Here is a 25,499-nt window from a genome sequence, read left to right as displayed (position 1 = left end):
CCTACATTTATGGCATCCCCTGCATCCGCCGCAGGCGTTAATTTCCAGGGCAGCTTGGTGGCCCTGGTCACTCCCATGCAGCCCGACGGCAGCCTGGACTACGCTGCCTACCGGTCATTGATCGACTGGCACGTCCAGGAAGGAACCGACGCACTCGTGGTGGTGGGCACCACCGGGGAGTCGCCCACGGTTTCCATGGAAGAACACGCGGAGCTGATTCGCGTAGCGGTGGAACATGCCGCGGGCCGCATCCCGGTCATCGCCGGCGTGGGCGCCAACTCCACCGACGAAGCCATCCACCTAACCAACCACGCCAAGGCCGTGGGCGCGCAGGCCGGCCTGTCGGTCGTTCCTTACTACAACAAGCCCTCGCAAGAGGGCTTGTACCGTCACTTCCGCGCGATCGCGGAAGCCGTCGACCTGCCGACCATCCTGTACAACGTGCCCGGCCGCACCGTGGCCGACATGACCAATGAAACGGTCCTGCGCCTGGCGCAGGTGCCCGGCATCATCGGCATCAAGGACGCCACCGGCGACATCGCGCGCGGCGGCTTGCTGCTGCGTGAAGCGCCGGACACGTTCCAAGTTTTCAGCGGCGACGACCCCACTGCCGCCGCCCTGATCCTGCTGGGCGCGCGCGGCAATATCTCCGTGACCGCCAACGTGGCGCCCAAGCTCATGCGCGACCTCTGTGCCGCCGCATTGGCGGGCGACGTGCCCAAGGTGCGTGAACTTAATGCCTATCTGGCGCGTCTGAACAAGGCTTTGTTTGTTGAAGCCAATCCCATCCCCGTCAAGTGGGCGCTGGCCGAAATGGGCCGCAGCGCACTGGGCTACCGGCTTCCGCTGGTTGAACTGGGTACGCAGAACCACGAAGTCGTGCGTCGCGCGCTCCAGGAAACGGGTCTGCTCTAAATATCGTGAGGATACGTATGAACAAACGTCATGCCGGTTTGTCGGCATTGATGTCTCTGGTGTTATTGGCCGGCTGCAGCGAGGTCAATCAATTCCTGGGCAATGAAGAATCCGTCAACTACAAGAGCGCCGTCACCCAGCGTGGAGAGCCTCTGAGCATCCCGCCGGATCTGACTCAGGCCAACAGCGACCCGCGTTATCGCGCGCCCGCTTCGGGCTCGACGACGTACTCGCAGTTTCAGCAGCAGGGCCAGGCGCAAGCCACCGCGCCCAAGACCAGCAACGTGCTGCCCGGCCGCCAGGACATGCGTGTCGAACGCGACGGCGACCTGCGCTGGCTCGTCGTTGACCGCGCGCCGGAAGACGTCTTTCCGCGTCTGGTCGACTTCTGGACCGAAAACGGCTTCACCGTGGCCAGCAACAACCCGTCGGCCGGCCTGATCGAAACCGACTGGGCGGAAAACCGCGCCAAGATTCCGGAAAGCTGGTTGCGCCAGGCATTGGGCGCCGTGCTGGAATCGGCCTGGGATAGCGGCGAACGTGAAAAATTCCGTACCCGCGTCGAACGCGTGAACGGCCACACCGAGGTCTACGTCAGCCATCGCCAGATGCTTGAAAAGCGCGTCGGTTCCGACGGCGGCCAGGTGCAGTGGCAGAACGGCAAGGAAGATCCGGGCCTGAACGCCGCCATGCTGGCGCGCATGATGGTCTACCTGGGTTCCGACGTGGACAACGCCCGCAAGCTGGTGCAGCAGGCCGAAGCCTCGCCGCAAAAGCCGGCCGTGCAGGAAGACGTCCGTTCCCAAGGCGCCTCGTTGCTGGTGGCTGAATCGTTCGACCGCGCTTGGCGCCGTGTCGGCGTGGCCCTGGACGGCGGCGGCTTTGCCGTCGACGACCGCGACCGCTCCACGGGCGACTACTTCGTGCGCTACGTCGATACCGACACCGGCGAAAAGAACGAGCAGCCGGGCTTCTTCAGCCGCATGTTCTCGGGCGACAAGAAGGCCGGAGCGCCTCAGTTCCGCATCCACCTGGCCGCCACGGGCGACCAGACCACGGTGACGGTGCTGGACGCCAACGGTGCGCGCGACAGCAGCGCTACCGCCCAGCGCCTGCTGAGCGTGCTGAAGGACAAGATGTAATCAGGCGATCTCGGCCGGTGCCATGCGCCCCGGCCGGCAATGCCCAAGGCCCCCAGATGGGGGCCTTTTCTTTGCAGCGCCGCCCTGGTTGGGGACGGACGGACCAGCCGATGCCTTTGATGGGCAGGGCATCGCCGCTGTGCACGGCTCTTCCCACCCCGCATCGCGCGCAGACGCAAAAAAGCCCCGGCAACTTCTTGCCGGGGCTTTTTTGCGTCTTCAGAGCGGGGGTTCGTCTCTGTTTTATTAAGACGCCGGGGTGGTCGAGCCGCCCGGGGTATTCGAACCGCCGCCAGGCGTGGTGCCAGGCGAAGTCGGGGCCGGCGACGTGGCCGGAGGCGTGGTCGAGGGGGCCGGCGTGCTGGCGCCAGGGGTGGTCGCGGGCGCCGCCGGGGCATCTTCCTTCTTGTTGCAAGCGCTGAGCGCAACGGCCAGCACCGAAGCAATAATCAAGGTTTTGCTCATCATTTTTGGACTCCTGTAGATGACGACTCTTGAAACCCCCTTAGGGGAAACCAGAAGTCAGGCTACAGGAAGCTGACGCCGCAGCGCGTGTGAAAGTTAAAAAGGTCGCATCCCAACGGCAACAAACCTTTCAGCTTCGTGTTATCTCTTTCCTTATGTGTCCCCACGCATGGATCTGATTGCGTTCTGTCCGAATCCGATACGTGGGCGTGTCCGGATACTACGCCGCCACGTAATGAATCCACCCGGAGTCCAGCCAATCGGCCAGGCACGAACGGGCCTCTTCCGACAGCTTTGCGCAGGCGGGGTCGGCGCAGTCCAGGCTACGAGCGTCGGCCAGCGTGCGCAGCGCGGCGCCGGCGGGCGTCATGGCGGTTTCGCCGTTGATGAAAAGCTGCTTGCCGCGATACAGCATGCGGCTGCGGCGGTCCAGCACCAGGCGACCGGACGCGGGCCAGTCTTCTTCCAGATCCACCTGCACGTCTTCGGGCGCGTCGAAGACGCTTTGGTTGTGCGGTTCGGTCAGCCAGCAACCCAGAAAGCGCGAAGCCAGCGCATCGTCAAAACGCAGTTTTTCCACGGTTTCCAGCGTGGCCGCCACCAGCGCATCCGGCAGCGCAGCCGGGGTGTCGACGGCGGGTTGGCCCGGGTCGCGGTAGACGGCGGACAGCTTCGGACCGGGCAGGGCGGGTTCACCATACGGGCCGCCCAGCAAGCCCACGCGCGCCATGACCTGGTCGGCGGCGGCTTCAAGCAGCCCGCGCGCCAGGATGGCCTGCGTAGGCGCGCGAAAGCCGATCGAGATCGTCATGCAGCCATCGCCCATGGCAACGCCGTCATGCGCGGCCTGGGGCGGCAGGTACAGCATGTCGCCCGGCGCCAGCACGGCCTTTTCCTCGGGCTGGAAGTTGCTGAGGATCTTCAGCGGCAGGCCGGGTTCCAGGGACAGGTCTTTTTGCCGGCCATAGCGCCATTCGCGTTCGCCCGCCGCTTGCAGCAGGAAGACGTCGTAGCTGTCGAAGTGCGGGCCCACGCCGCCGCCATGGCTGGCGATGCTGATCATCACGTCGTCCAGGCGGGCGTCCGGAATGAAGCGGAACAAGCCCATAAGTTCGGATGCGGCGTCGCTGAGCAGGTCCACGCTTTGCACCAGCAGCGTCCAGTCGCCCTCATTGTCTTTGGGCAGGCGCGCAAAGGGGCCGTTTTCCATTTGCCATTCGCCGTTTTCGCGCCAGATCAGGCGCGATTCCACATCGTCGCGTCGCGCCAGCTTCTTGATGGCGGCGATGGTCAGCGGCGGTTGAAAGCCCGGGATGGCCTGACGAATCAGCAGCGGCTTGCGCTGCCAGTAGCGGCGCATGAAGTCGTTCGGGCTTTGGTCGCCTAACAGCGGCAGGGGTTGGTCAAGGTTCATTGAAGGTGCTTCTTCAGGCGGTAGAGAGCGTCCAGCGCTTCGCGCGGGGTGAGGCTGTCGGGGTCGATCGTGGCAAGTTCTTCGCGCAGTGCGTCCAGCGCCTCGATGGCGTCGTCGCGATCAGCCTGGGCGTAGGCGTGCGCGTCGGCGTCCGCCGCCGCTGAAAACAGGCCCAGTTGCGGCGTCGGTGCGCCTTGCGCCTCCAGCCGTTCCAGCTCGCGCGTGGCCTGGCGGATGACGGCGGCCGGCACCCCCGCGCGTTGCGCCACCTGGATACCGTAGCTGCGGCTGGCCGGGCCTTCGCGCACTTCGTGCAGGAACACGATGCCGGCCGCGGATTCGGCGGCGGCCAGGTGCACGTTGGCCGATGCCGGTTGTTCGGCCGGCAGGCGCGTCAGTTCAAAGTAGTGGGTGGCGAACAGGGTCAGTGCGCGGTTGTGCGCCAGCAGGCGGCAGGCAATGGCCCACGCCAGCGCCAGGCCGTCATAGGTGGACGTGCCGCGACCGATCTCGTCCATCAGCACCAGGCTGTTGGGCGTGCTGGCCGACAGGATGGCGGCGGCCTCGGTCATTTCCATCATGAAGGTCGAGCGCCCGCCCGCCAGGTCGTCGGCCGCGCCGATGCGGGTGAAGATGCGATCGATCTTGCCGATGCGAGCCCGCGCGGCCGGCACGAAACTGCCGATGCGCGCCAACAGCACAATCAGCGCCACCTGCCGCATGTACGTCGACTTACCGCCCATGTTCGGGCCGGTGATCAGCAACATGCGACGCGCCGGGTCCAGCCGGCAACCGTTGGGCGTGAAGCGTTCAATGGCGTGTTCCACCACAGGGTGGCGGCCAGCGTCGATGTCGATGTCGGCGTTCTCGGACAGCTCGGGCGCGATCCAGTCGTGACGGCGCGCGTGCTCGGCCAGGGCGGACAAGGAATCCAGCTCGGCCAGCGCGGCGGCGCAGTCCGACAACGGCCGCACGTGTTCGGCCAGCACGTCCAGCAATTGCTCGAACAGCCACTTTTCGCGCGCCAGCGAACGGTCTTGCGCGGACAGCACCTTGTCTTCCCACGTTTTAAGTTCGGGCGTGATGTAGCGTTCGGCGTTTTTCAGCGTCTGGCGGCGGCGGTAGTCTTCGGGCACCTTGGCGGTCTGGCCCTTGGTCACTTCAATATAGAAGCCGTGCACGCGGTTGAATTCCACGCGCAGGTTGCTGATGCCGGTGCGTTCGCGTTCGCGCGCTTCCAGTTGCAGCAGGAAATCGCCGCCATCGGCGGCCAGGCCGCGCAGCTCGTCAAGTTCGGCATCGAACCCGGCGGCCAGCACGCCGCCGTCGCGAATGGCGACGGCCGGTTCCGGCGCAATGGCGCGCACCAGCAAAGCGGCCAGCGCGGGGTCCACGGACAGGTGCGAGATCAGTTCGCCCAGGCGCGGCGACGCTGCCATGGGTTCGACCAGGTCGCGCAACGCGGGCAGCGATTGCAGCGCATCGCGTAGGCTGGCCAGTTCGCGGGGGCGTACCGAGCGCAGCGCCAGGCGCGCCGCGATGCGCTCGATGTCAGGAAACGCATTCAGCGCGGCGCGCAGCGATTCCAGCACACTGGCGGACCCGAAGGTCTGCTCAACGTCCATGCGGCCTGCCAGCAGCGCCGAAATGGCCTGCTGGCGCGCCAGCGCCTGATCGTTTTCACGCAAGGGGTGATGCAGCCAGCGGCGCAGCAGCCGGCTGCCCATCGGCGTGCGGCAGCCGTCCAGCAGCGAGAACAGCGTGGGGGCGTCTTCGCCCGACAGCGTTTGGGTCAGTTCCAGGTTGCGGCGGGTCACCGGGTCCAGCAGCACGTACTGGCCCGGCCGTTCGGCGGACAGGCTTTGCACGTGGGCCAGCGCCTGCGATTGCGTGCGTGCCGCATAGCGCAGCAGGGCGCCGGCGGCGCAGATGCCCGCGGGCATGTCTTCGATGTCGAAGCCCGCCAGGGTGTCGGTCTTGAAGTGCGCCAGCAGATGCGCGCGCGCGCCATCGTTTTCGAAATGCCAGTCCGGCACGCGCGAGCGCGCGCCGTCGAAAGGAAAGTCGAACGCGGCGCTGTCGGCGCAGACGATCTCGGCCGGCGCTATGCGGTGCAGTTCGGATTCCAGCTGCGCGGGCGCGCATTCGGTGACGCGGAATTCGCCGCTGGCCAGGTTCAACCACGCCAGGCCGGCGCGCGGCGCGCGGGCGTTGCCGGACACGAACACGGCCGCCAGCGCGCGATCCGCCTTGGCGGGCAGCAACGCGTCATCGGTGAGTGTGCCGGGCGTGACGATGCGCACGATGCGGCGTTCGACGGGGCCCTTGGAGGCGGCCGGGTCGCCGATCTGTTCGCAGATGGCAATGGATTCGCCCATGGCCACCAGCCGCGCCAGGTATTGCTCCATGGCGTGTACGGGCAGGCCCGCCATGGGAATCGGCGTGCCGTTGGACGAGCCCCGCTTGGTCAGCGTGAGGTTGAGCAGGCGCGCGCCGCGCTCGGCGTCTTCGTAGAACATTTCATAGAAGTCGCCCATGCGGTAGAAGAGCAGCAAGGGGCCGGCCTCCGCTTTCAGGCGGAGGTATTGCTGCATCATGGGGGTGTGGCCCGCGTGGGCCTCGGCGGCGGTGAGTTGTGTTGCGGAATTCATGCCCGTGATTGTATCGGGGCGAGCGGGCGCGTGCGGGGGCAAGCAGGACGGATTTGCCGCGCCCCGCTGCCGACGGCACAATCGCACGATGCGGTCTTGTGTTGGCCGTTGGAGCACCAGATGCCGGACTTGCCCTTTCCCGACCCCGCCTTACCCGATCCCGCTTTGCCCGATCCTGCTTTTCCCGACCCGCCATTTCCTGACCCCATAAACGCGGCCGCACGCGTGACGATCTCCAGCGGGGCGCATCAGGCCGAGTTCGCGCCGGGTGGCGGCGGGCGGCTGACCCGCTTGTCCACGGGCTCTCACGACTGGATCGTGCCGCTGACCGCCACCGAATGGGCGGCCGGCAAGTGGCCCCGCGCGGGCTCCTACCCGCTGGTGCCGTATTCCAATCGCATCCGCAACGGCGTGTTCACGTTCAATGGCGCGCGCCACGCGCTGCAATCGGTGCCCGGCCGGCCGCAAGCCATCCACGGCGCGGGCCTGTTTCAGCCCTGGCAGGTGCGCAATCACACAGCCGACAGCATCGACCTGGTGCTGGCCCAGCCGGCGGGCGTGCTGGGCTGGCCCTGGCCGTTCGAATGCGTTCAGCGCTACCGGCTGGACGCGCGCGGCTTGCGCCTGTCGCTCAGCGTCATCAACCAGGGCGATTCCGCCATGCCTTGCGGGCTGGGCATCCACCCGTACTTCACCGCCGAACGCGTGACACTGAACGCGCGGCGCGTGTGGCCCGCCGATGCCGACGGGTTGCCCACGGGCAGCCGGGTCAAGCATGTGCGCGAGTTGCGCTGGTCGGCCGAAGGTTGCGATACCTATCTGTCGCAATGGGAGGGGCGCGCCACGCTGCACTGGGCGGATGGGCACGAACTGGCGTTGCACGCGGACCCGGCTTTTGCCCATGTCGTGGTCTACACCGCGCCGGGATCGCAATTTCTGTGCGTGGAACCCGTCACCAATGTGGCCGACGCGTTCAACCTGGCGGCGGCCGGTGAAACCCGCACGGGGATGCAGGTGCTGGAACCGGGGGCGCGCTTTGCGGCCACGGCGCTGATGGTGCTGACGCCGCCTCGCGGCCAACGCTGAACGCCGCGCTTGGAAACGCCGGCTTCCTCCGGCGATAATCCGCCAACCCCAATCCAGGAGTCTCCTACGTGAAAAAGCTCAGCACCGAACAATTGCAGGCGGCGGCCGAAACGCTGCGCCGGGTGCAGGCCAAGCTGGCCCGTTCTGGCAGCCTGCCGCTGGAGCCCACGCTGTATGCCAGCGCAAAGGGCTTTCGCCGTAACGTGCCGGACTATCTGTGGAACTGGTTGTCGGGGCTGCTGGCGCCGCACAAGAGCCTGGCGTCGTGGATGGACACCCATCAACCCGGTTGGCGCGACGGCAAGACGCCCGCCGCCGTGGTGTATGCCCGCACCGAGAAGGGCTGGTTCGATTGGCTGATTGCCGAACTGGAAACGGAAATCAACGATCCGCATGCCCGCGCCAAGCGGGAAGGGCAGGCCTGAGCCAGGCAGCAGGATCCGGTCAAGCCGTTGCGTCGGCCTTGCCGGGCTCGTTCCTGTTATCGGCAACCACCTTCGTGTACACCGTGGCGCCCAACGACGCGCCATGCACGGCAAGGTGGGCGCCCAGTTGAATGACTTGCAGTATCTCCGCGCGCGTCACGCCTTGCGTCAGCGCATGCGGAATCAGCGCCTGCAATGCGCCGCGGTTGCCCTCCGTGAACGCGGCGTGCAGCGCAATGCGCACCAACAAGCGTTCGGCATGGCTAAGGCCGCCTGCCGGCGCGCCGCCTTCCACAAAATCCAGCAGCACGGCCACATAACCCGGGTCCTGCGCCGCCAGTCGCAACAGGCTGGCCGCCTGATCGGGCCATAGCGCCTGGATGCGGGCGGCAAGCGGATCATCCGGCGGCAGGGCCGCCGACGGGGCGGCCTCGTCCAGCACGTCCGCCGCTTGCAGCACGGCGCCCAGGCCTTGCAACGTCACCAGGTGCAGCACGTCGAAGACGTCCGCCTCGCTGGCGCCCGCCGCAAGGGCCAGCTTCAGGTGCGTCGTCAAACCCGCTTCGTACAGGTGCGTGGGGGACGTGTCCAGCGCCACGTAGATCAGCTCGACCATGCGCGGCGTCAATGGCCCGGTGCGCGCCGGATAGCCCGCGTACTCGGCATAGGTCGACAAGAACGCGGGGTTGGCATGCAACAGCGTCTCGGTCCACGGCCGCCAGTAGCCGCGCGCGGCGATGAATCGGGCTTTGATCGCGGCGGGATCGTTCAGCGCGTGCATAGCGTTTGCCCTGTCAGGTATTGAGCTTCGGCGCCCGCGACGAAACGAAGCAGGGGGTTCAGCGCGGCGTCCGGGTTGGCGGCGTCCACTTCGACGGCATTGATGCGGCGCGCGCGCGGCCCCCATTCACAGGCCAGCGTGGCGATCAGCATGCGCGCGGCCGCGTCGTCGCCCGCGTGTTCCCAGGCCGTAGGAGAGTTCGCATGGGAGTCCACTTGGAAATCCGCCTGGGCCGCGCGCGGCAGCAGCAGCGTCAGGCTGCCCGGCCCACTGCCGCCGCCATGGCGCTGCGCGGCCGCCAAGGTGGCCGCCAGCCGCCCGCCAGGCGGGCTGTGCAGCACAGACGTGTCGATGATGGCAGCGTAGCCGTCGCGCGTATCCGTGCTGCCCAGCCCGGGCCAGCCGCCGTGCACGGTTAACGACAAAGGCGTGTCGCAGGGCACGGCGGGGATGGCGTTGGGGGCATAGGCTTGGCTGCCGCCAAAGACAGACGACCCGCCGTCTACGGAAAGGCGGCTGCCGCTTAAGCTCGCGGCGTGCCGGCTGGCCAGAAACGCCAGCGCGCAGGCCAGTTCTTCGGGCTTGGCCAGGCGCCCCAGCGGAATCTTCGCCACTGCGCGCACCGGGTCCAGGCGGCCGCTTGCGATCAGCCCGTCAACCAATTCCGTTTGCACGAAGCCGGGACACAAGACGCTGACGCCCAGGTCGGGCCGCGCGCGCGCCAGCGCGTGCGTCTGCGCGATCAAGCCGGCTTTGCTTGGGCTGTACGCGCCGCGCAGCGGAATGGCATGCAGCCCCGCGCCCGACGCCACGTTGACGATACGGGCGTGCGGCGCCAAGCGCCCCTGTAGCGCGCGCAGCAGCCGGGGCGGCGCATGCAGGTTCAGGTCCAGCAAGCGCTGCCAGTCGCGGTCATGTTGTTCGACGACCGGCAGGTTGCTGGCGTCAGTCATCCCCGCGTTATTGATGATGGCGTTCAGCGTCGGCATGCCGTCGGCCAGCGCCAGGATCTGTTCGGGGTCCGTCAGGTCGACGACGCGGGCAAGATGTTCGACGTGGACGGTGGCGGGCGCCTGGGACTGCGGCGCGGGCCGGTCCGTGGCTCCGGTGCGCGAGGGCCTTGCGATTGGGGCGGCGATGCGGTCGGCATCGGCATCGGCGTCCACATTCGCCTTCTTCGCCGCGTGCAACTGCGCCAACAGTTCTTCCAGCGCCGCTGCATTGCGGTCCACCAACACGCAGCGGTGGCCTAGTCGGGCCAGATGCCAGGCCGTGGCGCGGCCGATGCCGCTGGCCGCGCCGGTCAACAGAACCGTATCCATCAAAGCGTGGTGAACGTGATGCCGCCGTCCACCACCAGCGCCTGCGCCGTGATGAAGCGCGCTTCGTCGCTGGCCAGGAACGCGATGCCGCTGGCCACGTCTTCCACCGTACCCAGCCGCCCCAGCGGCGTGCTGGCGATGCGGCGCGCGTCGCGTTCGGCGTTGCGGTTGCGCTGCGTGCCTTCCGTCGGCACCGCCGATGGGCAGACCGCATTGACGCGGATGCCGCGCCCGCCCAGCTCGGCCGCCGCCGCCCGGGTAATGCCCAGCACGCCCGCCTTGATGCCCGAATACACCATCGACGCGGGCGCGGATTTCAGGGCGGCGGTGGACGCCACGTTGACGATGGCGCCGCCGCGTTCCGGGTCCATCGCCTCGGCGGCGGCCTGGATGCCCCAGATCACCGCCTTGAAGCCAATGTCCAACATGCGGTCCATCGTGTCGGCCTGGATCTCGGCCGCGCTTTGGTAGCGCACCCACGCCGCGTTGTTGACCAGGATGTCAAAGCGCGAGCCGTATTCGGCCGCCTGCCTCACGGCCTGTGCGATGCCTTCGCGCGATGCCACGTTCTGCACCACCGCAAACGCCTTGCCGCCATGGGCGGTAATGTCGGCGACGGCCGCGTCCACCAGTTCCTGTTTCAAGTCGTTGACGCCCACGATGGCGCCGCGCGCCGCCAGCGCGCGGGCGGTGGCGCGGCCGATGCCGGCGCCTGCGCCGGTGACGAGCGCCACGCGCCCAGCCAGATCTTGTTGCATGGTTTCTTCCTACACCGATTCAATGAAATCGCCGCCCACGGCGCGTGACACGCCGCTGAATGCCGCGTCCAGCTTGCGCACCGCGCGCAGCGCGGGGTGCAAGGGCAGCTCCCAGGTAAAACCCATGCCGCCGTGCAGGTGGATGGATTTTTCAATGACGAAAGCGGCGTTGGCGACGGCGCCCGCCAATGCGGGCCGGGTGTCGCGCGGCGCACCGAATTCATCGGTGTGCATCGCGCGGCGGATCGCGGCGCTGGACACGTCTTGCAGCAAGCGCATGCGTGCCAGCAGATGGCGCACGGCCTGCTTGGCCGATAGCGGACGGCCGAATTGCACGCGGGTCGCCAGGTAGCCCGCGGTGGCTTGCAATGCCCCCTCGGCCGCGCCGTTGGCGAACTCGGCCAGCAGCAGTTGCGCGGACGCTTCCAGCGCGCGCCAGGCCTGCGCGTCAAGCCGCGCCAGCACGGGTGCGCCGGCCAGCGTCAGCCAGATCTGGGGGTGGTCGGGGTCCAGTGCCGCTTGGGGTTCTTGCGCGGCATCGCGCACGTCCAGCAGCGCCGCGCCGTCGCCATCGGCCACCAGCACCCAGTCGGCCGGGCCATGATCCACGCGCGCGCTACCTTGTTGCACGCTGCCTTGCCACGCGATGCCCGCCAGCCGCTCGCCGGCCACCAGCACGGCGGCGTGCGGGGTGCCCGCCAGCGCCTTGGACAGCAACATCTGTTCGGCCAGCGGCAAGGGCAGTTGCAGCCGGCCCGCCGCGTGCGCAATCGGCAAGGCAAACGCCAGGTCCAGGCCCAGCCCGCCGTCGGCCTCGTCCGCCATCACGCCGCACAGCCCGGCCTGCGCCAGCACGGCGGCCATCTCATGCGCGTCCGCGCGCGACAGCGCATCGGTGATGGCGGCGTCGGCGGCTTGCGCGAACTCTTCGGGACGCAGTTCTTCGCTACTCATGTCAAATCCTTGGGCAGGTTCATGACGCGCTGCGCGATCACATCCAGCTGCACTTCAGTGGTGCCCGCGTAGATCGTTTCAGCGCGCGCGAACAGGTACGCGTTGGTAAAGGCCTTGTGCGCGCGCCGCGCCAGCGGGCTGGAATGCGGCCCCACCTGCGACAGCAGCGATAGCGCCAGCCCGGCAAAAGCCTGATGGCATTCGGACCAATACAGCTTCGTCAACGATCCGCGCGCGCCGAGGGATTCGCCGCGCAACATGCGTTCCACGGTCAGTTCGACCAGCCCCTTCAAGCCATCGACCTGCGCGACCACTTCGCCCACGCGTTGTTGCACATAGCCGTCGTCCAACGATGGCGCAAGACGCGCGTCGGATTTGCACGCCGCGATCAACTGGCGCAGTTCGCATTCAAAGCGCCACGGCCGGTACATGCGGTTGGTGGCGCGTTCGATGGACAGCACGCGGATGGCGGCGTTCCAGCCTTCATCCGGCGCGCCCAGACGCGCGCTATCGGGCACCACCACATCGTCGAAGAACACCTCGGCAAACGACTCCTTGCCGTCGATCGACTTGATCGGCACCACGCGGATGCCCGGGGTGTCCATCGGCACGGCAAACATCAGCAGCCCACGGTGCTTGTCCGCCACGGTGCCGGTACGCGTCAGCAGCAGGCAGTAGTGCGCCTTGGCCGCGCCGCTGGTCCAGATTTTCTGGCCGTTGATGCGCCAATGCCCGCCTTCCGCGACCGCCTTGGTGCGCAAGCGCGCCAGGTCCGACCCGGCGTCCGGTTCGGAAAAACCCTGGCACCAGAATTGCCGCATCGTCAGGATTTCCGGCAGGAAGGCCTGCTTCTGCGCATCGTCGCCGACGGCCATGATGATGGGGCCGGCCAGTTCCTTGCCGATGGAGCTGACGCTTTCCGGCATCGGCAGCGCGCCGATTTCCTTGTTCACCGCCAGATGTTCGCGCAGCGTCAGGCCGTGGCCGCCATAGATCTTGGGCCAGGTCATGCCGGCCAGGCCGGCCTGATGCATGGCCGCTTCCCAGGCGCTGCTTTCGGCCAGCGTGGGGGCGCGCCAGTCCGGGCTGTCCGCCCGCATGAAGTCCGGCAAATTCGCGCGCAGCCAATTGCGCGCGTGTTGCCGGTAGACCTCGACGCCCGAGGCGGGGTCGGGAACGATTACCTGTTGTTCGAATTGCATGCTTGTCCTTGCTCTGCGGGCTCGGCTGCGGGCTCGGCTGCGGGTGTAGAGGCACGCGTGGCGCGCGGAATCATCAGCGCGTCCAGCACCACCACGCCCTGGCCCTCGGGCCTTACCAGAATGGGGTTCATGTCGATGTCGGCGATGTCGTCGCGATGGCGGTAGGCAAATTCCGACAAGCGGGCCACGCTGCGTGCAGCGGCTTGCACGTCGGCCTTGGGCCGACCACGCGCGCCGTCCAGGATCGGGAACATCTTTAATGACCGGATCATCGCCAGCGCTTCGTCTTCGGTGACGGGCGCGGTCTGTACCGCCACGTCGTTCAGCACTTCGGCATAGATGCCGCCCATGCCCACCATGACAATCGGCCCGAAGACCGGGTCTTGCGACACGCCCGCGATCATTTCCGTGCCACCGCGCAGCATCGGCGCCACCAGCACGCCGTCGATGCGGGCGCTGGGCGCGTGGCGCGCCACATTGGCAAGAATGCGGGCATGAGCCTCGCGCACGGCCTGGGCGTCGGCCACATCCAACGCCACACCGCCTGCCTCGGTCTTGTGCGCCACATCCTCAGACGCGATTTTCAGCACGACGGGGTAGCCGATGCTGTCGGCGGCGCGCACGGCCGCGTTGGCATCGATGGCGATCACTTCGCCCGGCACATCGATGCCGGCTTGGCCCAGCGCCTGCTTGGCGTGGAATTCATTCTTGAAGACGACGGGGTCGACGGGGGAAGGGGCGGGGGGCGCATTGTCGATGGCTGCAACCGAAGCGCCGTCGGGCTCTGCAAGCGGTGTTGCCGCCGTGTCGCCCGCTCCAGCCGCACGGTCAGCGCCACCCCTCGCACGCAACTGCCCCAGCCGTGCCAGCCCCGCCAAACCCGTGGCCGCGGCATCAATGCTGGCGAACACGGGTATGCCCAGCGCATTGATCTGTTCGATGGCGTCCGCCGGCCCCTGGCTGATGATCATCAGCAGGCGCTCCGGATGGCGGGCGCGCACCTGCGCCAGCGCTTCCAGGTAGATGCCGCGCAGCCGCGTGTTGTACAGCGACAGCGACATGAACAACACCAGCGAACTGTCGGACGGATCTTCCAGCAAGGCGGTCAGCATCTTTCCCAGGATGTCGGGCCGGCTCGACATCTGCGCCGACGCGTCGACCGGGTTGCCGGTGCTGGCGGTGGGCACGGCGTCGTGGATGCGCTGTTGCGTCAGCGGCGCCAACGCGGGCAGCGTCATGCCCGCCTCGCTCATGGCGTCGGCCATCATGATGCCGAAGCCGCCCGAGGCCGCCACCAGCGTCACCGCGTCGTTGCGGGGCAAGCGGTTCGGCATCAGCATCGACGCCGCGTGGCCGACGTCGATCAACGCTTCCACCGAGCGCACGCGCAGCACGCCATGGCGGCGGAACACGGCGTCGATGACGGCATCGGACCCGGTCAGCGCGCCGGTGTGTGACGCGGCCGCCTGCTGGCCCTTTTCAGTGGAGCCGATCTTCAACACGATGACCGGCTTGCCGCGCTGGCGCGCCAGGCGCAGCGCGCTGATCAGCTTGTCGGCATCGCGGCACGTCTCCATGCAGCACAGGATGATGTGCGTGTCGGGGTCGTCGGCCAGCGCCGCGATGCCGTCGGCCACGTCCACGTCGGCTTCGTTGCCGGTCGCCATGAAGCGGCTGACGCCCATGCCGCGCCGCGCCACGCTTTGCATGGTGTGGCTACCCACATTGCCCGACTGCGACACGATGCCCGCGTGCCCGGCCGGCGGCATGTGTTCTTCCAGCGCGATCGAGAACGAGCCGATCAGGCGGTCGGCCACGTTGACCGCGCCCAGGCAGTTCGGCCCCAGCACGCGCATGCCGTATTCCCGGGCAATGGCGACCAGCTCAGCTTGCAGCGCGGCGCCAGCAGGGCCTGCTTCCGTGAAGCCGGCCGACAGCACGATGGCGGCCTTGGTGCCGCGCGCCGCGCAGTCGCGCAACGCGGCGGGCGTGGCGGCGGCGGGCACGGCCAGGATGGCCAGCTCGGGAGCGGATGGCGTGTCGCGCACCGAGGCGTAGGCGGGCAAGCCCTGGATGACTCCGCCCTTGGGGTTGATGGGATACACGGCGCCGGCATAGCCGTGCTTGATCAGCATCTGCACGGGGCGCCCGCCGATCTTGGTGACGTCGTCCGACGCGCCCACGACGGCGATGCTGCCTGCCTTGAAAAACGGCGTCAGCCCGGCGCCCGCGCGCTGGGGGCGATGTTGCTGCGCGCTGTGCGCTTGTGCGATCCGCGCCATGTCAGCGGCCCTTGAATTGCGGCTGGCGCTTTTCCAGGAACGCCATGCGCGCCTCGCGGGCGTCTTCCGTCTTGGCCAGCGCCATCGTGAAGTCCTGCTCGAAACGGTAGGCATCGCGCTGCGGCATCAGGTCCACCATGTTGGCGGCGCGCTTGGCATACAAGACGGCCAGCGGTGCCTTGGACGCAATTTCATGCGCCAGCGCCAGCGCCGTGGGCAGCAACTGGTCGGGCGGCAGCACGTCTTCCAGCACGTTGCGGCGCAACAGGTCGTGCGCGCTAAGGCGCTGGCCGGTGAAGAACATGCGGCGCAAAGTTGACCGGCCCACCAGCGTGCGCAACATGGACGCGCCGCCCGCCAGGCCCACGTTGATCTCGGGCATGCCGAAGGTGGCGTTGTCGGACGCGTACATGATGTCGCACGCGGCCATCAGCCCCAACCCCGCGCCCAGCGCCGCGCCGTTCACCGCGGCAATCACTGGCTTGGCGCATTCCTTGATGGCGTTGCCGGTTTCGCGGGTGATGCGGTTGTGCTCGAGGAAGTCGCCGGCGATGTCGGCGTTGGGTCGGTCTTTCAAATCCGCCCCGGCGCAGAACACTTTTCCCTGGCCTGTCAGCACGGCGCAACGTATGTCATCGCGCTCGGATATTTCGTCGAAGATGGCGACGATGCGGCGGCGCATGGCGCGGTTCAGCGCATTGACCGGCGGGCTGTTCAGCGTGACCAGCGCAACCCCTTCGTTGACTTCCAACGTGACGGTGGCATCGCTCATGCGGGCACCTTGTTGATTGGGGAAAAAGCGAGGGCGCGCAGGGCGCCGATGGCATGCTGCATGACGTGTCTCCATGAGTCCGATGGACCGGTCTTGCCCCGTTTTCAGCGCGGGGTGGCCGGTTTTTTTTGGATTATATGGACGGGTATTGCGCAGGATTCAGGCCAAAAATGTTGGTTGTGTTCTGCACGAAAACGGCATATTCCCGCGCCGCGCAAGCCGATACCATGGTTTGGGAATTCGTCCGCCGGACGAGCAGAACAGGGGCGGTCGGCACATGCAGATCGAGCGTATCGGCACGGTTCGCGCAGCGCTGGGCGAGTGCCCGGTGTGGGATGCGGCCGAAAATTGCTTGTGGATGCTGGATTGCCGCAGCGGGCAGTTGCTGAGGATCGATCCGGAAAACGGTGCGACGCGTGAATGGCGCTTGCCGGCCCCGGTGGGCTCGTTTGCGCTGAACGGCGGCGCCAGCATCATCGTGGCGTTGAAAGAAACCTTTGCGCTGGTCAGCCTGAACGACGGCGCTACGCGCACGCTGGGGCGCATTGACGACAGCCACCCGAACCTGCGGCTGAACGATGGCGCCCCGCTGCCTGATGGCAGCTTCGTGGCCGGCACCATGCATGTTCATCGGCAAGAGGGCGAAGCGGCGCTGGGCGGTTTGTACCGCGTGGATACGGGCGGCCGGGTCAGCCGCATCGCGCAAGGGCTGGGCGTGGTGAACGGCCCGGTCATGCATCCGGACGGCCGGCATTTTCATGTGTGCGATAGCGCGCAACGCAAGGGGTTTCGCTATCGCATGGAGGAAGCGGGCCGGTTGTTGTCCCCGGAGGTATTCATCGATACCGATGCGCTCGGTTCGGCCCCGGACGGCTGCTGCTTTGATCGCGAGGGCGGCTTGTGGACCGCGTTGGTGCACGCGGCGGCCATTGCGCGGTTCGATGCGGCGGGCAAGCTGGATCGCCGCATCGACCTGCCGGTGGCGCATCCGGCATCGCTATGTTTCGGTGGCCCGGACTTGTCGGATATCTTTGTCACGACCATCAGCGACAGCGGCCGGCTGACAGCCACGGGGCCGCTGGATGGAGCCTTGCTGCGCGTTCGGGGCGCGGGCGCCGTGGGCGCGCCGCGCGGGCAATGCCGCATTCGGCCTTGATGCGTTCGGCCTTGATGCTTCGGCCATAATGCAACGCCCTTGATGCATCGCCCCTTATCAGGGGCTTTCGGCGGCGGCCGTCTTGTTATACGCCGTGAACCGCAGCGCCGAACCCGACACATGCGAGGCCACGAAATCCAGGAACAGCCGGATCTTCACGGGGATCATCGCGGTGTCCAGGATGGTGGCGTACATGCCTTCTTCGAAGGTCGTATTGGTGACGTGATAATCAGGGAATAAACGCACCAGCGTACCGCGCGAAATATCGTTGTGCACGGTGTAGTCGTCCAACAGCGCAATGCCCTCACCCAGCAGCGCCAGTTCCAGCAGCGCGACGCCGTTGTTGGTCACGTGGCGCGGCTTGATCAGCACTTCCTCAATCGCTTCATCCTGCTTGAAGCGCCAGCAATATTGATCGCCGGGCAGCAGGTAGGCCAGGCAATCGTGCTGCGCGATATCGGCGGGCCGGGCGGGCGCGGCGTGCTTGGCCAGGTAAGCGGGCGAGGCCACCAGAAAACGTTCGCTCTTGAACAGGATGCGCCGCTTTAAGCCCGCTTCAACGGGGGGAGAAATGCGGAAATCGATATCGAAGTTGTTGCGCCGCAGGTCTGCCTTGGTTTCGGACAGCACCAGTTCAATATGAATGTCGGGGTACTGCTGGCGAAACGCGGCCACCAGCGGCGGCAGCACGCCCAGGCCGAACATCATGCGCGAATGCACCCGCAGGATGCCCTTGGGCGCGGCGCGGATTTCGGTGATGTTGCGATGCGCCTCGTTGATGTTCCACAGAATGGACTCAAGCTGTTGCGCATATTCCTGGCCGGCTTCGGTCAGCACGACCTGCCGGGTCGAACGCAGCAGCAGCTTCACGTTCAACTCGTTTTCGAACTCGGTGATCATGCGGGATACCGACGTTGCCGACACCCCGAACTGCCGAGCCGTTTCAGAAAAACTCTCGGTCTTGGAGATCGACAGAAAGAGCTCCATCGCGCGCAGCCTGTCCATCATTCCTCCACTTTACGCAGCACAGAACGCCGCATTTCCTGTATTTCCCCGATGACTGCCGGCCTCTAGAATTTCCTCAGAACGTCAAGCAATCAATGAGGAGACATTATGGAATTCGGCGTGTTCATTCTGGCGCAGCAGCGAGGTTACCACCAGTCCTCAAAGCAAGTCATCAACAACTCCATCGAGCAAACCGTGGTGGCGGAGCAGGCCGGTTTCGATGCGGCCTGGTACGCCGAGCACCACTTCAACAACTACTCCTTGTCGCCCTCGCCGCTGATGACGGTGGCGCACGCGGCGGCCAAGACGCAGCGCATACGCCTGGGCACGGCGGTGTGCATTCTGCCGCTGTATCACCCCGCGCGCTTCCTGGCCGAAGTGGGTTTTGTGGACACCGTTTCCAATGGCCGCCTGGACCTGGGCGTGGGCTCGGGCTATCAGGAATTCGAGTTCGAACGCTTCGGCGTGCAGATCGCGGATTCGGGCGCGATCTTCAACGAATTCCTGGACGTGATTCCCAAGGGCCTGACGCAGAGAATCTTTGAACACGACGGGCAATTCCTGAAGATACCGCCCAGCTCGATCGCCGTGCGCTGCTTGCAGGACCCGATGCCGCCGCTGTGGATCACGTCCGGCAACCCGGTCACGCTGGGCCGTGGCGTGCGCGAAAACCATAACCTGTTCGTCACGGCGCTGCTCAAGGGCAACGACGCCATTTCCGAGCTGCGCGGCAGGCTGGAAAAAGTGGCCGAGGACAACGGTCGCGACCTGGACCGCGATGTGAAGTTCGGCTTTTTGCGCTGTGGCTACGCGTCGGACAACAAGGCCGAGATCGACGCGTACCTGGACTGCGCGCGCTTTCAACGCCGCATTTCCGAAAGCCTGAAATTCCGCCGCGCGCAAAGCGACGATGGCTACATGGTCAAGGAAGTGCCGTCTGAAAACGATCCCACGTTCGAGCAGCTGCGCAAGAACCTGCCGGTGGGCTCGGTCAATGAAGTGATCGACAAAATGCTGGAAGAGATCAGCATCCTGCGGCCCAAGCACATTGCGTTGCAGACGCAGCTGGGCGACTTCGATCAGAAGACGATGCTCAAGCAGATCGAGCTGTGGGGCGACAAGATCATTCCGGCCATCCGCAAGGAAGTCGGCAGCACGACGGCCGTGGCCTGAAGGAGTGCAAGATGCAGATCTATCTGAGCAACGCGGGGGCGATCACGCTGCGGCATCCGTCGGACTTCCGGCGGCTGGACGTGCTGGCCGATCCGCAGCCGCGTGACCGCCTGGAACACGCCATCGCCCGCGTCGGGCGACGCGAAGACGAGCGCCATGTGCGGCTGTCGCCATCGGTGCTGCGTTTTTTGTCGCAGCATGCGGGCGACCCGAAATGGGAAGCGGATTTTTCCGCCATGGTCGACTACGCGGCCAGGCACGGATGGGTCGACGAACGCGGCGACATCCGCGCGCACATGGTGGTCAACGAGCATGACCAGGTGGTGTCGGTTGACGACTTCAAGGCGGCGATGCGTTCGCTGCCCGCCGGCATCAGCGCGGTCACCACGGGGCAGGGCGATCAAGTGGCCGGCATGATCGTGTCCAGCCTGACCTCGATCTCGGCCGACCCGCCGATGGTCGGCTTCTTCGTTCAGCAGACCTCGTCCGCGCGCGAGCCCTTGCTGCGCCACGGCCGCTTTGTGGCCAATGTGCTGGGTGAAGGACATGAGGCCGTCATGCAGGCGTTTTTGGGCCAGCCGCAAGGCATGGCGCGCTTTGCGCAAGGCGGCTGGGTGATGAATGAGCAGGGCACGCCGGTGCTGCCCGATGCGCTGGCCAGCATCGAATGCGATATCGTCTGCACCGAAGTGCTGGGCACGCATGATCTGATCGTGGGCAAAATCCGCAAGACGACGTGCCGCGAAGCGCAGCCCGTTATCAACTTCAAATCCGCCACGCATCGCATCGCGCCCGTCCGGCTTCAATAGGCAAGGGCCGCGTCCAGGAAAATGCCCGCCATGTCGGCGGGCATTTTTTGCTGCTGTTGAAACGCAAGTTGCCGCCGGCTGCGCGGCGGCAAGCCTCTGATCAATCCAGCACGATATGGTTTTCCTGGATGACGCGACCCCAGTATTGGCGGTCGGCTTCCAACTGCGCGTCCAGCGCTTGCGGGCCGCCGGCTTTTTCGGTCTGCCCGTTCGCCACCAACATTTGGCGAAAGCTCTCGGCCTGTACCGTCTTGATCGCCGCGGCGGAATACGCCTGGATCAAATCGGCGGGCGTGCCCTTGGGCGCGTGCAGCGCGGTCCAGTAGCTGGCCTTTAACTGCGGATAGCCCAGCTCAACCACCGACGGCACATCGGGCAGGCCGGGGTCGCGCTGATCGGTCGTCAGCGCCAGGATCTTCACCGCGCCCGCCTTCTGGTGATCGGCCAGCGCGATGGGCGTCATGTAAGACAGGTCGTTGCGGCCGGTGATCAGGTCGATCAAGCTGGTCGGTGTGCTCTTGTAGGGCACGGCGGTCAGCGGGATACCCAGCGTCTTGGCCAGGATCAAGCCGTACAGGTCGGTGACGCTGCCTGGCCCCAGCGAACCATAGGTCAGCGCGCGGTTTTCCTTCTTGGCGTAGGCGACCAGCTCGGCAATGGAATTGACGCCCATCGTGGCGGGCACGGTGATGGTCAACGGCCCATCGAACATCATCGCCACGGACGCGAAGCTGTCGAACCGGTATTGCAGGTTGGGACGCAGCAAGACGTTCAGCGACACCGGGCCCGAGCCACCCATCAGCAGCGTGTTGCCGTCGGCGGGGGCGCGCGCGACTTGCGCGGCGCCGATGATGCCGTTGGCGCCGGGCTTGTTTTCAACAATGAACGGCACGCCCAACTGCGCGCTCATGCCTTCGGCCAGCAGCCGGGCGAAGTTGTCGTTGGGGCCGCCGGGCGCGTAGGGCACGATCAGGGTCACGGGCTTGGGGGCGGCGCGCAACGGCCGCGCAAGCATCATGAGGGTGCCGGCCGCGAGGAAGCCGCGGCGCGTGAGCTTGAACATTGTCTCTCTCCTTGATCCCGCCGCCGTGCATGTCCGTGCCTTCTGTGGGCCGGGTCAGCGTATTGTCAGCGTGGCGACAGGGGCGGCGGGCGGCGCTGGGCCGCCCGCCTTGGGTTGTCACAGGAGTCGATGATAATTTTTATCGGACTTCCCGATTACCCCATCTTTGCGCAGAACAGTTCTGCGAAGGCCGTCAGAAACCTTCCAGGACGACCTTGCCCTGCGCCTTGCCGCTTTCGATAAAGGCATGGGCGCGGCGCAGGTTCTCGGCGTTGATCTTGCCGTAGTGCTCGCCTAGCGTCGTGCGCAGCGTGCCGTCGTCGATCAGCCGGGCCGCCTGGTTCAGCAATTCGTGCTGCGCGATCATGTCGGGCGTGTTGTGCAGCGAACGCGCAAACATGAACTCCCAATGCAGCGACGCCGATTTGCCCTTCAGCAACCGCACGTCAATGGCGCTGGGGTCGTCGATCAGCGCAATCTTGCCTTGCGGGGCGATGGCTTCGGCCAGCTGGGCAAAGTGCTTGTCGCTATGGGTCAGGCCGGCGATGTGGCTGACCTGCGGCACGCCGATGCGCTTGAGCTCTTGCGCCAGCGGCTTGCTGTGGTCGATGACGTGATGCGCACCCAGTTCGCGCACCCAGGCCTGCGTCTCGGGCCGCGACGCGGTGCCGATCACGGTCAGCCCCGTCAGCTGCCGCGCCAGCTGCACCAGGATGGACCCGACGCCGCCGGCCGCGCCCACCACCAGCAGGCTGCCCTGGCTTGGGGCGGCGTTGTCCAGCACGCGCAGCCGGTCAAACAGCAGTTCCCAGGCGGTGATGGTCGTCAGGGGCAACGCGGCGGCTTGCGCAAAGTCCAGGCTCTTGGGCATGTGGCCGACGATGCGTTCGTCCACCACATGGCGTTCACTGTTGGCGCCGGGGCGATTGATGGCGCCGGCGTACCAGACACGGTCGCCCGGCTTGAACAGGCTGACCTTCGCGCCCACGGCGCGCACGACGCCGGCGGCGTCCCAGCCGATGATCTCGGGCTTGCCGTCCTTGGGCGCGCGGTTGGCGCGGATCTTCACGTCGACCGGGTTCACCGAAATGGCGTGCACGTCCACCAGCAGGTCGTGGTTGCCGGGGGTGGGCTCGTCGATGGTGATGTCTTGCAGGGCGTCAGCCTGGTCGGCCGGCAGGTTCTTGAAGTAGGCAATGGCTTTCATATCGGTGGCTCGGGTTTTCGTTGTGATGGGGGGAGATCAGAGGATGGAGCGGACCACGCCGCCGTCCACGCGCAGCGCGGCGCCGTTGGTGGCACTGGCCTGGGTGGAGCACGCGTAGACGACCATGTTGGCCACTTCATCCACGGTTGCCAGGCGGCGCAGCAGGGACGTGGGGCGGTGTTGGGCAATGAAGTCGCGTTCCATCTCGTCTTGCGACACGCCTTGTTCCTTGGCCATTTCGGCGAAGAAGTCGGACACGCCTTCCGAGCGCGTCGGGCCGGGCAGCACGGCATTCACGGTGACGCCCGTGCCGGCGGTCAGCTCGGCCAGGCCCCGGGACACAGCCAGCATCGCCGTCTTGCTGACGCCGTAATGGATCATTTCCGCCGGAATCTGCACCGCCGATTCGCTGGAGATGAACACAATGCGGCCCCAGTTGGCCGCGATCATGCGGGGCAGGTAGTAGCGCGATAGCCGGATGCCGCTCATGACGTTGGTGTCCAGCATGTGCTGCCAGTCGTCATCCGTGATTTCGGTGAACGACTTGGGGGCGAAGAATCCGGCGTTGTTCACCAGGATGTCCACGTCGGGGTGGGCCGCCACGATGGACGCGGCGCCATCGGCGGTGGCCAGGTCGGCCTGCACGGTCGTGACCTTGGCGGCGGGAAATTTCTGTGCAATCGCGGCCGCCGCCTGGGCCAGCTTGTCGGCGCTGCGGCCGTGCAGCACCACTTGGGCGCCGGCTTCGGCCAGGCCCAACGCAATCGCCAGGCCGATACCGCCGGATGACCCGGTGACCAGCGCCTTTTTGCCATTCAGTTCGATGTTCATGTGTCAGCTCCAGTAGAGATCAGGACAGGCTTGAAAACGAAACCATGATTACCCAGTTCGCAGGCATGAAAAACCGGCTAGCATCGCACTCAGTTTCAATAATTTTTTGAAAATGAGTCGACCATGGTGCGGTTTGAAGACCTGCGGATCTTTGTGGCGTCGGCCGATCACGGCAGCTTTTCCGGCGCCGCGCGCGAACTGGACGTGTCGCCCGCCGTGGCCAGCGCGGCGCTGAAACGGCTGGAGCAGACGTTGGACGCGCGCCTGTTCGTGCGGTCCACGCGCAGCCTGCGGCTGACGGCGGACGGCGAGCGCTATCTGGAATACGCGCGCTCGGCCATCGCCACGCTGGAGGCGGGCAAGAACGCGATGGCGCGCGACAAGACGGCGATATCCGGCACGCTGTCCGTCTCCATTCCGTCCGACCTGGGCCGCCACGTGCTGCTGCCCTGGCTGGATGATTTCCAGACCCAGCATCCGCGCGTTAGCTTCCAAGTGCGCATCAGCGACCGCTTGGCCGACCTGTACCGCCAGCCGGTGGACATCGCCATCCGCTACGGCAAGCCCAGCGATTCCGCCTTGGTGGCGCTGCCGCTGGCCGAACAAAACAGCCGCGTCGTCTGCGCGTCACCCGCCTATCTGGCGCGGCACGGCGTGCCCCAGAAACCCGAAGACCTGCGCGACCACAACTGCCTGTCGTTCGTGCTGGGCGAAACGCTGCACGACCGCTGGGCGTTCGAGCACGAAGGCACCGCCATGACGGTACCCATCAAGGGCGACCGGGTGGGCGACGACGGCGATCTGGTGCGCCGCTGGGCGCTGGCGGGCAAGGGCGTGGCGTACAAATCGCGCTACGACGTGTTGCGCGATTTGCGCGCCGGGCGTCTGGTGGCGTTGCTGCCCGACTACGCCACCGAACCCTCACCGCTATACCTGCTCTGCGTGCACCGCATGTTGCTGTCCCCCGCCGTCAAGCGCCTGCGCGAGTTTCTGCAAGAGCGCTTTCGGCAGTTCGACGCGGGGTAGCGCGACGCGGGTTGCGGCGACGGGGCAGCAGGCCTAATGCGCCGCGCGGTGGTGCGACCCCGATGCGGCCTTGTTCCTGGCCCGAGTCTGCGCCGCCTTCTTCGCGGCGGCGGAACGGCCGGCCGCGCCCTTGGTTGCGGCGGCCTTCTTCGCTGCTGCCGAGCGGTCGGCGGCTGTGCGGCGGCCCGCCGACTTGCTGGCGTGATGCGACAACGCCGAACGCGACGCGGGCTTGGTGCTTTCCTTCTTCAACGCCTTGGTCGTTGCGTGAGAACGCGTGGACGACTTGGCATGCCCGTCGTGCGCGGCCTCGGTATCTTTTTTCGCCCGATGCTTGGTCGCCGCACTGGCCTTCTTCGACGGCGTGGCCTTCACGCCCGCGCGGCGCGCTTTCGACAGTCCGATGGCAATGGCTTGCTTGGTGGAACGTACACCGTGCTTGCCTTCGCGCACGTGCTCGATTTCCTCGCGGACGAATTCTCCGGCCTGCGTAGATGCGGCCTTTCCTTCTCGCTTGTCTTTCTTCGCGCGTTCCAGGGTTTTCCGTTCAGGCATGGTGATCTCCTTGCTGGGTTGCGGGAGCGGGCTCCGTCGCCAGTCGAGACCACGCGACGGAACTCGTAACACCACGATAGCGCCGCGGCGTTATCCTGTGTGTTCGAATGGATTGCCGGTCGTAAGCGCCGGAACACGGGCCACAGACCGTCGATTCACGACTCACCCCCTTAGCGGAGACGAGCTATGTCGAATCATGTCTACAAGCAAATCGAACTGGTGGGATCTTCCACCACCTCCACCGATGACGCGATCGCCAAAGCGATCGAGCGCGCATCCGAAACCTTACGCAATCTGGACTGGTTTGAAGTCACTGAAGTGCGCGGCCATATCAAGGACGGCAAGGTGGCCCATTGGCAGGTCGGTTTGAAAATCGGCATGCGTCTCGAAGGAGACGAGTAATCCGCGCGCTGGTCGTTCTTTGACCAGCGCCTGCAAGTGCTTGTCGGATAAGGGGTTTTCGGGCTTGTTATCCGACTGTTCATAGGCTTGTCCACATTCCATG

Annotated in this window: 24 protein-coding genes; 9 read left to right on the top strand and 15 right to left on the bottom strand. The window is 66.2% G+C overall.

All coding sequences use genetic code 11. The annotated features are described in order from the left end of the window. Positions 1 to 9: 9 nt before the first annotated feature. Together dapA and bamC are read left to right on the top strand one after the other, a co-directional pair. Positions 10 to 915, top strand: coding sequence for a 4-hydroxy-tetrahydrodipicolinate synthase (gene dapA / locus DVB37_RS18725; protein ID WP_046805956.1), 906 nt, complete (start codon positions 10 to 12; stop codon positions 913 to 915). Positions 916 to 932: 17 nt separating this feature from the next. Further along, positions 933 to 2,057, top strand: a complete 1,125-nt coding sequence (gene bamC / locus DVB37_RS18720) for an outer membrane protein assembly factor BamC (RefSeq protein ID WP_046805955.1) — start codon at positions 933 to 935, stop codon at positions 2,055 to 2,057. A 246-nt stretch (positions 2,058 to 2,303) separates the two neighbouring features. On the opposite strand, the gene DVB37_RS18715 is transcribed toward bamC, so the two are convergent. From DVB37_RS18715 to mutS, 3 genes are all read right to left on the bottom strand, one after another. Continuing rightward, positions 2,304 to 2,525 carry an endopeptidase gene (locus DVB37_RS18715; RefSeq protein ID WP_082134552.1) on the bottom strand — a complete coding sequence of 74 codons (222 nt, stop codon included), beginning with the start codon at positions 2,523 to 2,525 and terminating at the stop codon, positions 2,304 to 2,306. A 217-nt stretch (positions 2,526 to 2,742) separates the two neighbouring features. After that, positions 2,743 to 3,936 (bottom strand): cupin domain-containing protein, encoded by a 1,194-nt coding sequence (locus tag DVB37_RS18710; protein WP_120156419.1) that lies wholly within the window; start codon positions 3,934 to 3,936, stop codon positions 2,743 to 2,745. Then, positions 3,933 to 6,587 carry a DNA mismatch repair protein MutS gene (gene mutS / locus DVB37_RS18705; RefSeq protein WP_120156418.1) on the bottom strand — a complete coding sequence of 885 codons (2,655 nt, stop codon included), beginning with the start codon at positions 6,585 to 6,587 and terminating at the stop codon, positions 3,933 to 3,935. The genes DVB37_RS18710 and mutS overlap by 4 nt, the downstream gene beginning before the upstream one ends. Before the next feature lie 225 nt (positions 6,588 to 6,812). Between mutS and DVB37_RS18700 the strand changes: the two genes are divergently transcribed. Beyond that, positions 6,813 to 7,673, top strand: coding sequence for an aldose 1-epimerase (locus tag DVB37_RS18700; RefSeq protein WP_240433926.1), 861 nt, complete (start codon positions 6,813 to 6,815; stop codon positions 7,671 to 7,673). Positions 7,674 to 7,741: 68 nt separating this feature from the next. Continuing rightward, the gene (locus DVB37_RS18695) at positions 7,742 to 8,098 is read left to right on the top strand and encodes a hypothetical protein (RefSeq protein WP_046805952.1); all 357 of its coding nucleotides are present in this window, start codon (positions 7,742 to 7,744) and stop codon (positions 8,096 to 8,098) included. A gap of 19 nt (positions 8,099 to 8,117) precedes the next feature. Here the strand turns inward: DVB37_RS18695 and DVB37_RS18690 are convergent, their stop codons facing one another. The 7 genes from DVB37_RS18690 to DVB37_RS18660 are packed head-to-tail and all read right to left on the bottom strand — an operon-like array spanning position 8,118 to position 16,169. Further along, positions 8,118 to 8,879 carry a carboxymuconolactone decarboxylase family protein gene (locus DVB37_RS18690; protein ID WP_120156416.1) on the bottom strand — a complete coding sequence of 254 codons (762 nt, stop codon included), beginning with the start codon at positions 8,877 to 8,879 and terminating at the stop codon, positions 8,118 to 8,120. Next, on the bottom strand, positions 8,867 to 10,201 hold the full coding sequence (locus DVB37_RS18685; protein ID WP_240433925.1) for an SDR family NAD(P)-dependent oxidoreductase: 1,335 nt from the start codon (positions 10,199 to 10,201) through the stop codon (positions 8,867 to 8,869). The genes DVB37_RS18690 and DVB37_RS18685 overlap by 13 nt, the downstream gene beginning before the upstream one ends. Continuing rightward, positions 10,201 to 10,959 carry an SDR family NAD(P)-dependent oxidoreductase gene (locus DVB37_RS18680; protein WP_104145938.1) on the bottom strand — a complete coding sequence of 253 codons (759 nt, stop codon included), beginning with the start codon at positions 10,957 to 10,959 and terminating at the stop codon, positions 10,201 to 10,203. Before DVB37_RS18680 ends, DVB37_RS18685 begins: the two co-directional genes overlap by 1 nt. A gap of 9 nt (positions 10,960 to 10,968) precedes the next feature. After that, on the bottom strand, positions 10,969 to 11,913 hold the full coding sequence (locus DVB37_RS18675) for an acyl-CoA dehydrogenase family protein (protein WP_120156415.1): 945 nt from the start codon (positions 11,911 to 11,913) through the stop codon (positions 10,969 to 10,971). Further along, the gene (locus DVB37_RS18670; protein WP_120156414.1) at positions 11,910 to 13,115 is read right to left on the bottom strand and encodes an acyl-CoA dehydrogenase family protein; all 1,206 of its coding nucleotides are present in this window, start codon (positions 13,113 to 13,115) and stop codon (positions 11,910 to 11,912) included. Before DVB37_RS18670 ends, DVB37_RS18675 begins: the two co-directional genes overlap by 4 nt. After that, positions 13,094 to 15,397 carry an acetate--CoA ligase family protein gene (locus tag DVB37_RS18665; RefSeq protein WP_120156413.1) on the bottom strand — a complete coding sequence of 768 codons (2,304 nt, stop codon included), beginning with the start codon at positions 15,395 to 15,397 and terminating at the stop codon, positions 13,094 to 13,096. Before DVB37_RS18665 ends, DVB37_RS18670 begins: the two co-directional genes overlap by 22 nt. Before the next feature lies 1 nt (position 15,398). Continuing rightward, the gene (locus DVB37_RS18660) at positions 15,399 to 16,169 is read right to left on the bottom strand and encodes an enoyl-CoA hydratase/isomerase family protein (RefSeq protein WP_046805945.1); all 771 of its coding nucleotides are present in this window, start codon (positions 16,167 to 16,169) and stop codon (positions 15,399 to 15,401) included. A 277-nt stretch (positions 16,170 to 16,446) separates the two neighbouring features. On the opposite strand from DVB37_RS18660, the gene DVB37_RS18655 reads away from it, so the two are divergent. Continuing rightward, positions 16,447 to 17,325, top strand: coding sequence for an SMP-30/gluconolactonase/LRE family protein (locus DVB37_RS18655; protein ID WP_120156412.1), 879 nt, complete (start codon positions 16,447 to 16,449; stop codon positions 17,323 to 17,325). Positions 17,326 to 17,382: 57 nt separating this feature from the next. On the opposite strand, the gene DVB37_RS18650 is transcribed toward DVB37_RS18655, so the two are convergent. Then, a complete protein-coding gene (locus tag DVB37_RS18650) occupies positions 17,383 to 18,330 on the bottom strand; it encodes a LysR family transcriptional regulator (protein WP_120157569.1) in 948 nt (315 codons plus the stop codon). Between the two features lie 108 nt (positions 18,331 to 18,438). Here DVB37_RS18650 and DVB37_RS18645 point away from each other — a divergent pair, with 108 nt between their 5' ends. Together DVB37_RS18645 and DVB37_RS18640 are read left to right on the top strand one after the other, a co-directional pair. After that, positions 18,439 to 19,503, top strand: coding sequence for an LLM class flavin-dependent oxidoreductase (locus DVB37_RS18645; protein ID WP_120156411.1), 1,065 nt, complete (start codon positions 18,439 to 18,441; stop codon positions 19,501 to 19,503). Between the two features lie 11 nt (positions 19,504 to 19,514). Further along, positions 19,515 to 20,312, top strand: coding sequence for a flavin reductase family protein (locus DVB37_RS18640; protein ID WP_046805942.1), 798 nt, complete (start codon positions 19,515 to 19,517; stop codon positions 20,310 to 20,312). A 100-nt stretch (positions 20,313 to 20,412) separates the two neighbouring features. Here DVB37_RS18640 and DVB37_RS18635 read toward each other — a convergent pair whose 3' ends face one another. From DVB37_RS18635 to DVB37_RS18625, 3 genes are all read right to left on the bottom strand, one after another. Next, positions 20,413 to 21,375: a tripartite tricarboxylate transporter substrate binding protein gene (locus tag DVB37_RS18635; protein WP_104145945.1), complete on the bottom strand. Its 963-nt coding sequence runs from the start codon at positions 21,373 to 21,375 to the stop codon at positions 20,413 to 20,415. Positions 21,376 to 21,568: 193 nt separating this feature from the next. Next, complete coding sequence (locus DVB37_RS18630) at positions 21,569 to 22,582, bottom strand: zinc-binding alcohol dehydrogenase family protein (protein ID WP_120156410.1); 1,014 nt, start codon at positions 22,580 to 22,582, stop codon at positions 21,569 to 21,571. A 36-nt stretch (positions 22,583 to 22,618) separates the two neighbouring features. Further along, positions 22,619 to 23,413, bottom strand: coding sequence for an SDR family NAD(P)-dependent oxidoreductase (locus tag DVB37_RS18625; RefSeq protein ID WP_046805939.1), 795 nt, complete (start codon positions 23,411 to 23,413; stop codon positions 22,619 to 22,621). 123 nt (positions 23,414 to 23,536) lie between these two features. On the opposite strand from DVB37_RS18625, the gene DVB37_RS18620 reads away from it, so the two are divergent. Further along, positions 23,537 to 24,439, top strand: a complete 903-nt coding sequence (locus tag DVB37_RS18620) for a LysR family transcriptional regulator (RefSeq protein ID WP_120156409.1) — start codon at positions 23,537 to 23,539, stop codon at positions 24,437 to 24,439. Between the two features lie 33 nt (positions 24,440 to 24,472). On the opposite strand, the gene DVB37_RS18615 is transcribed toward DVB37_RS18620, so the two are convergent. Beyond that, positions 24,473 to 24,994, bottom strand: coding sequence for a DUF6496 domain-containing protein (locus DVB37_RS18615; RefSeq protein ID WP_104145949.1), 522 nt, complete (start codon positions 24,992 to 24,994; stop codon positions 24,473 to 24,475). Between the two features lie 186 nt (positions 24,995 to 25,180). On the opposite strand from DVB37_RS18615, the gene DVB37_RS18610 reads away from it, so the two are divergent. Beyond that, positions 25,181 to 25,396, top strand: coding sequence for a dodecin (locus DVB37_RS18610; RefSeq protein ID WP_050449258.1), 216 nt, complete (start codon positions 25,181 to 25,183; stop codon positions 25,394 to 25,396). Positions 25,397 to 25,499 lie beyond the last annotated feature (103 nt).

It is taken from the genome of Achromobacter sp. B7 (assembly GCF_003600685.1).
GTDB lineage: Bacteria > Pseudomonadota > Gammaproteobacteria > Burkholderiales > Burkholderiaceae_B > Achromobacter > Achromobacter spanius_B.
The sequence above is the reverse complement of the archived record's forward strand: the minus strand, read 5'-3'. Positions and strand labels throughout refer to the sequence as shown.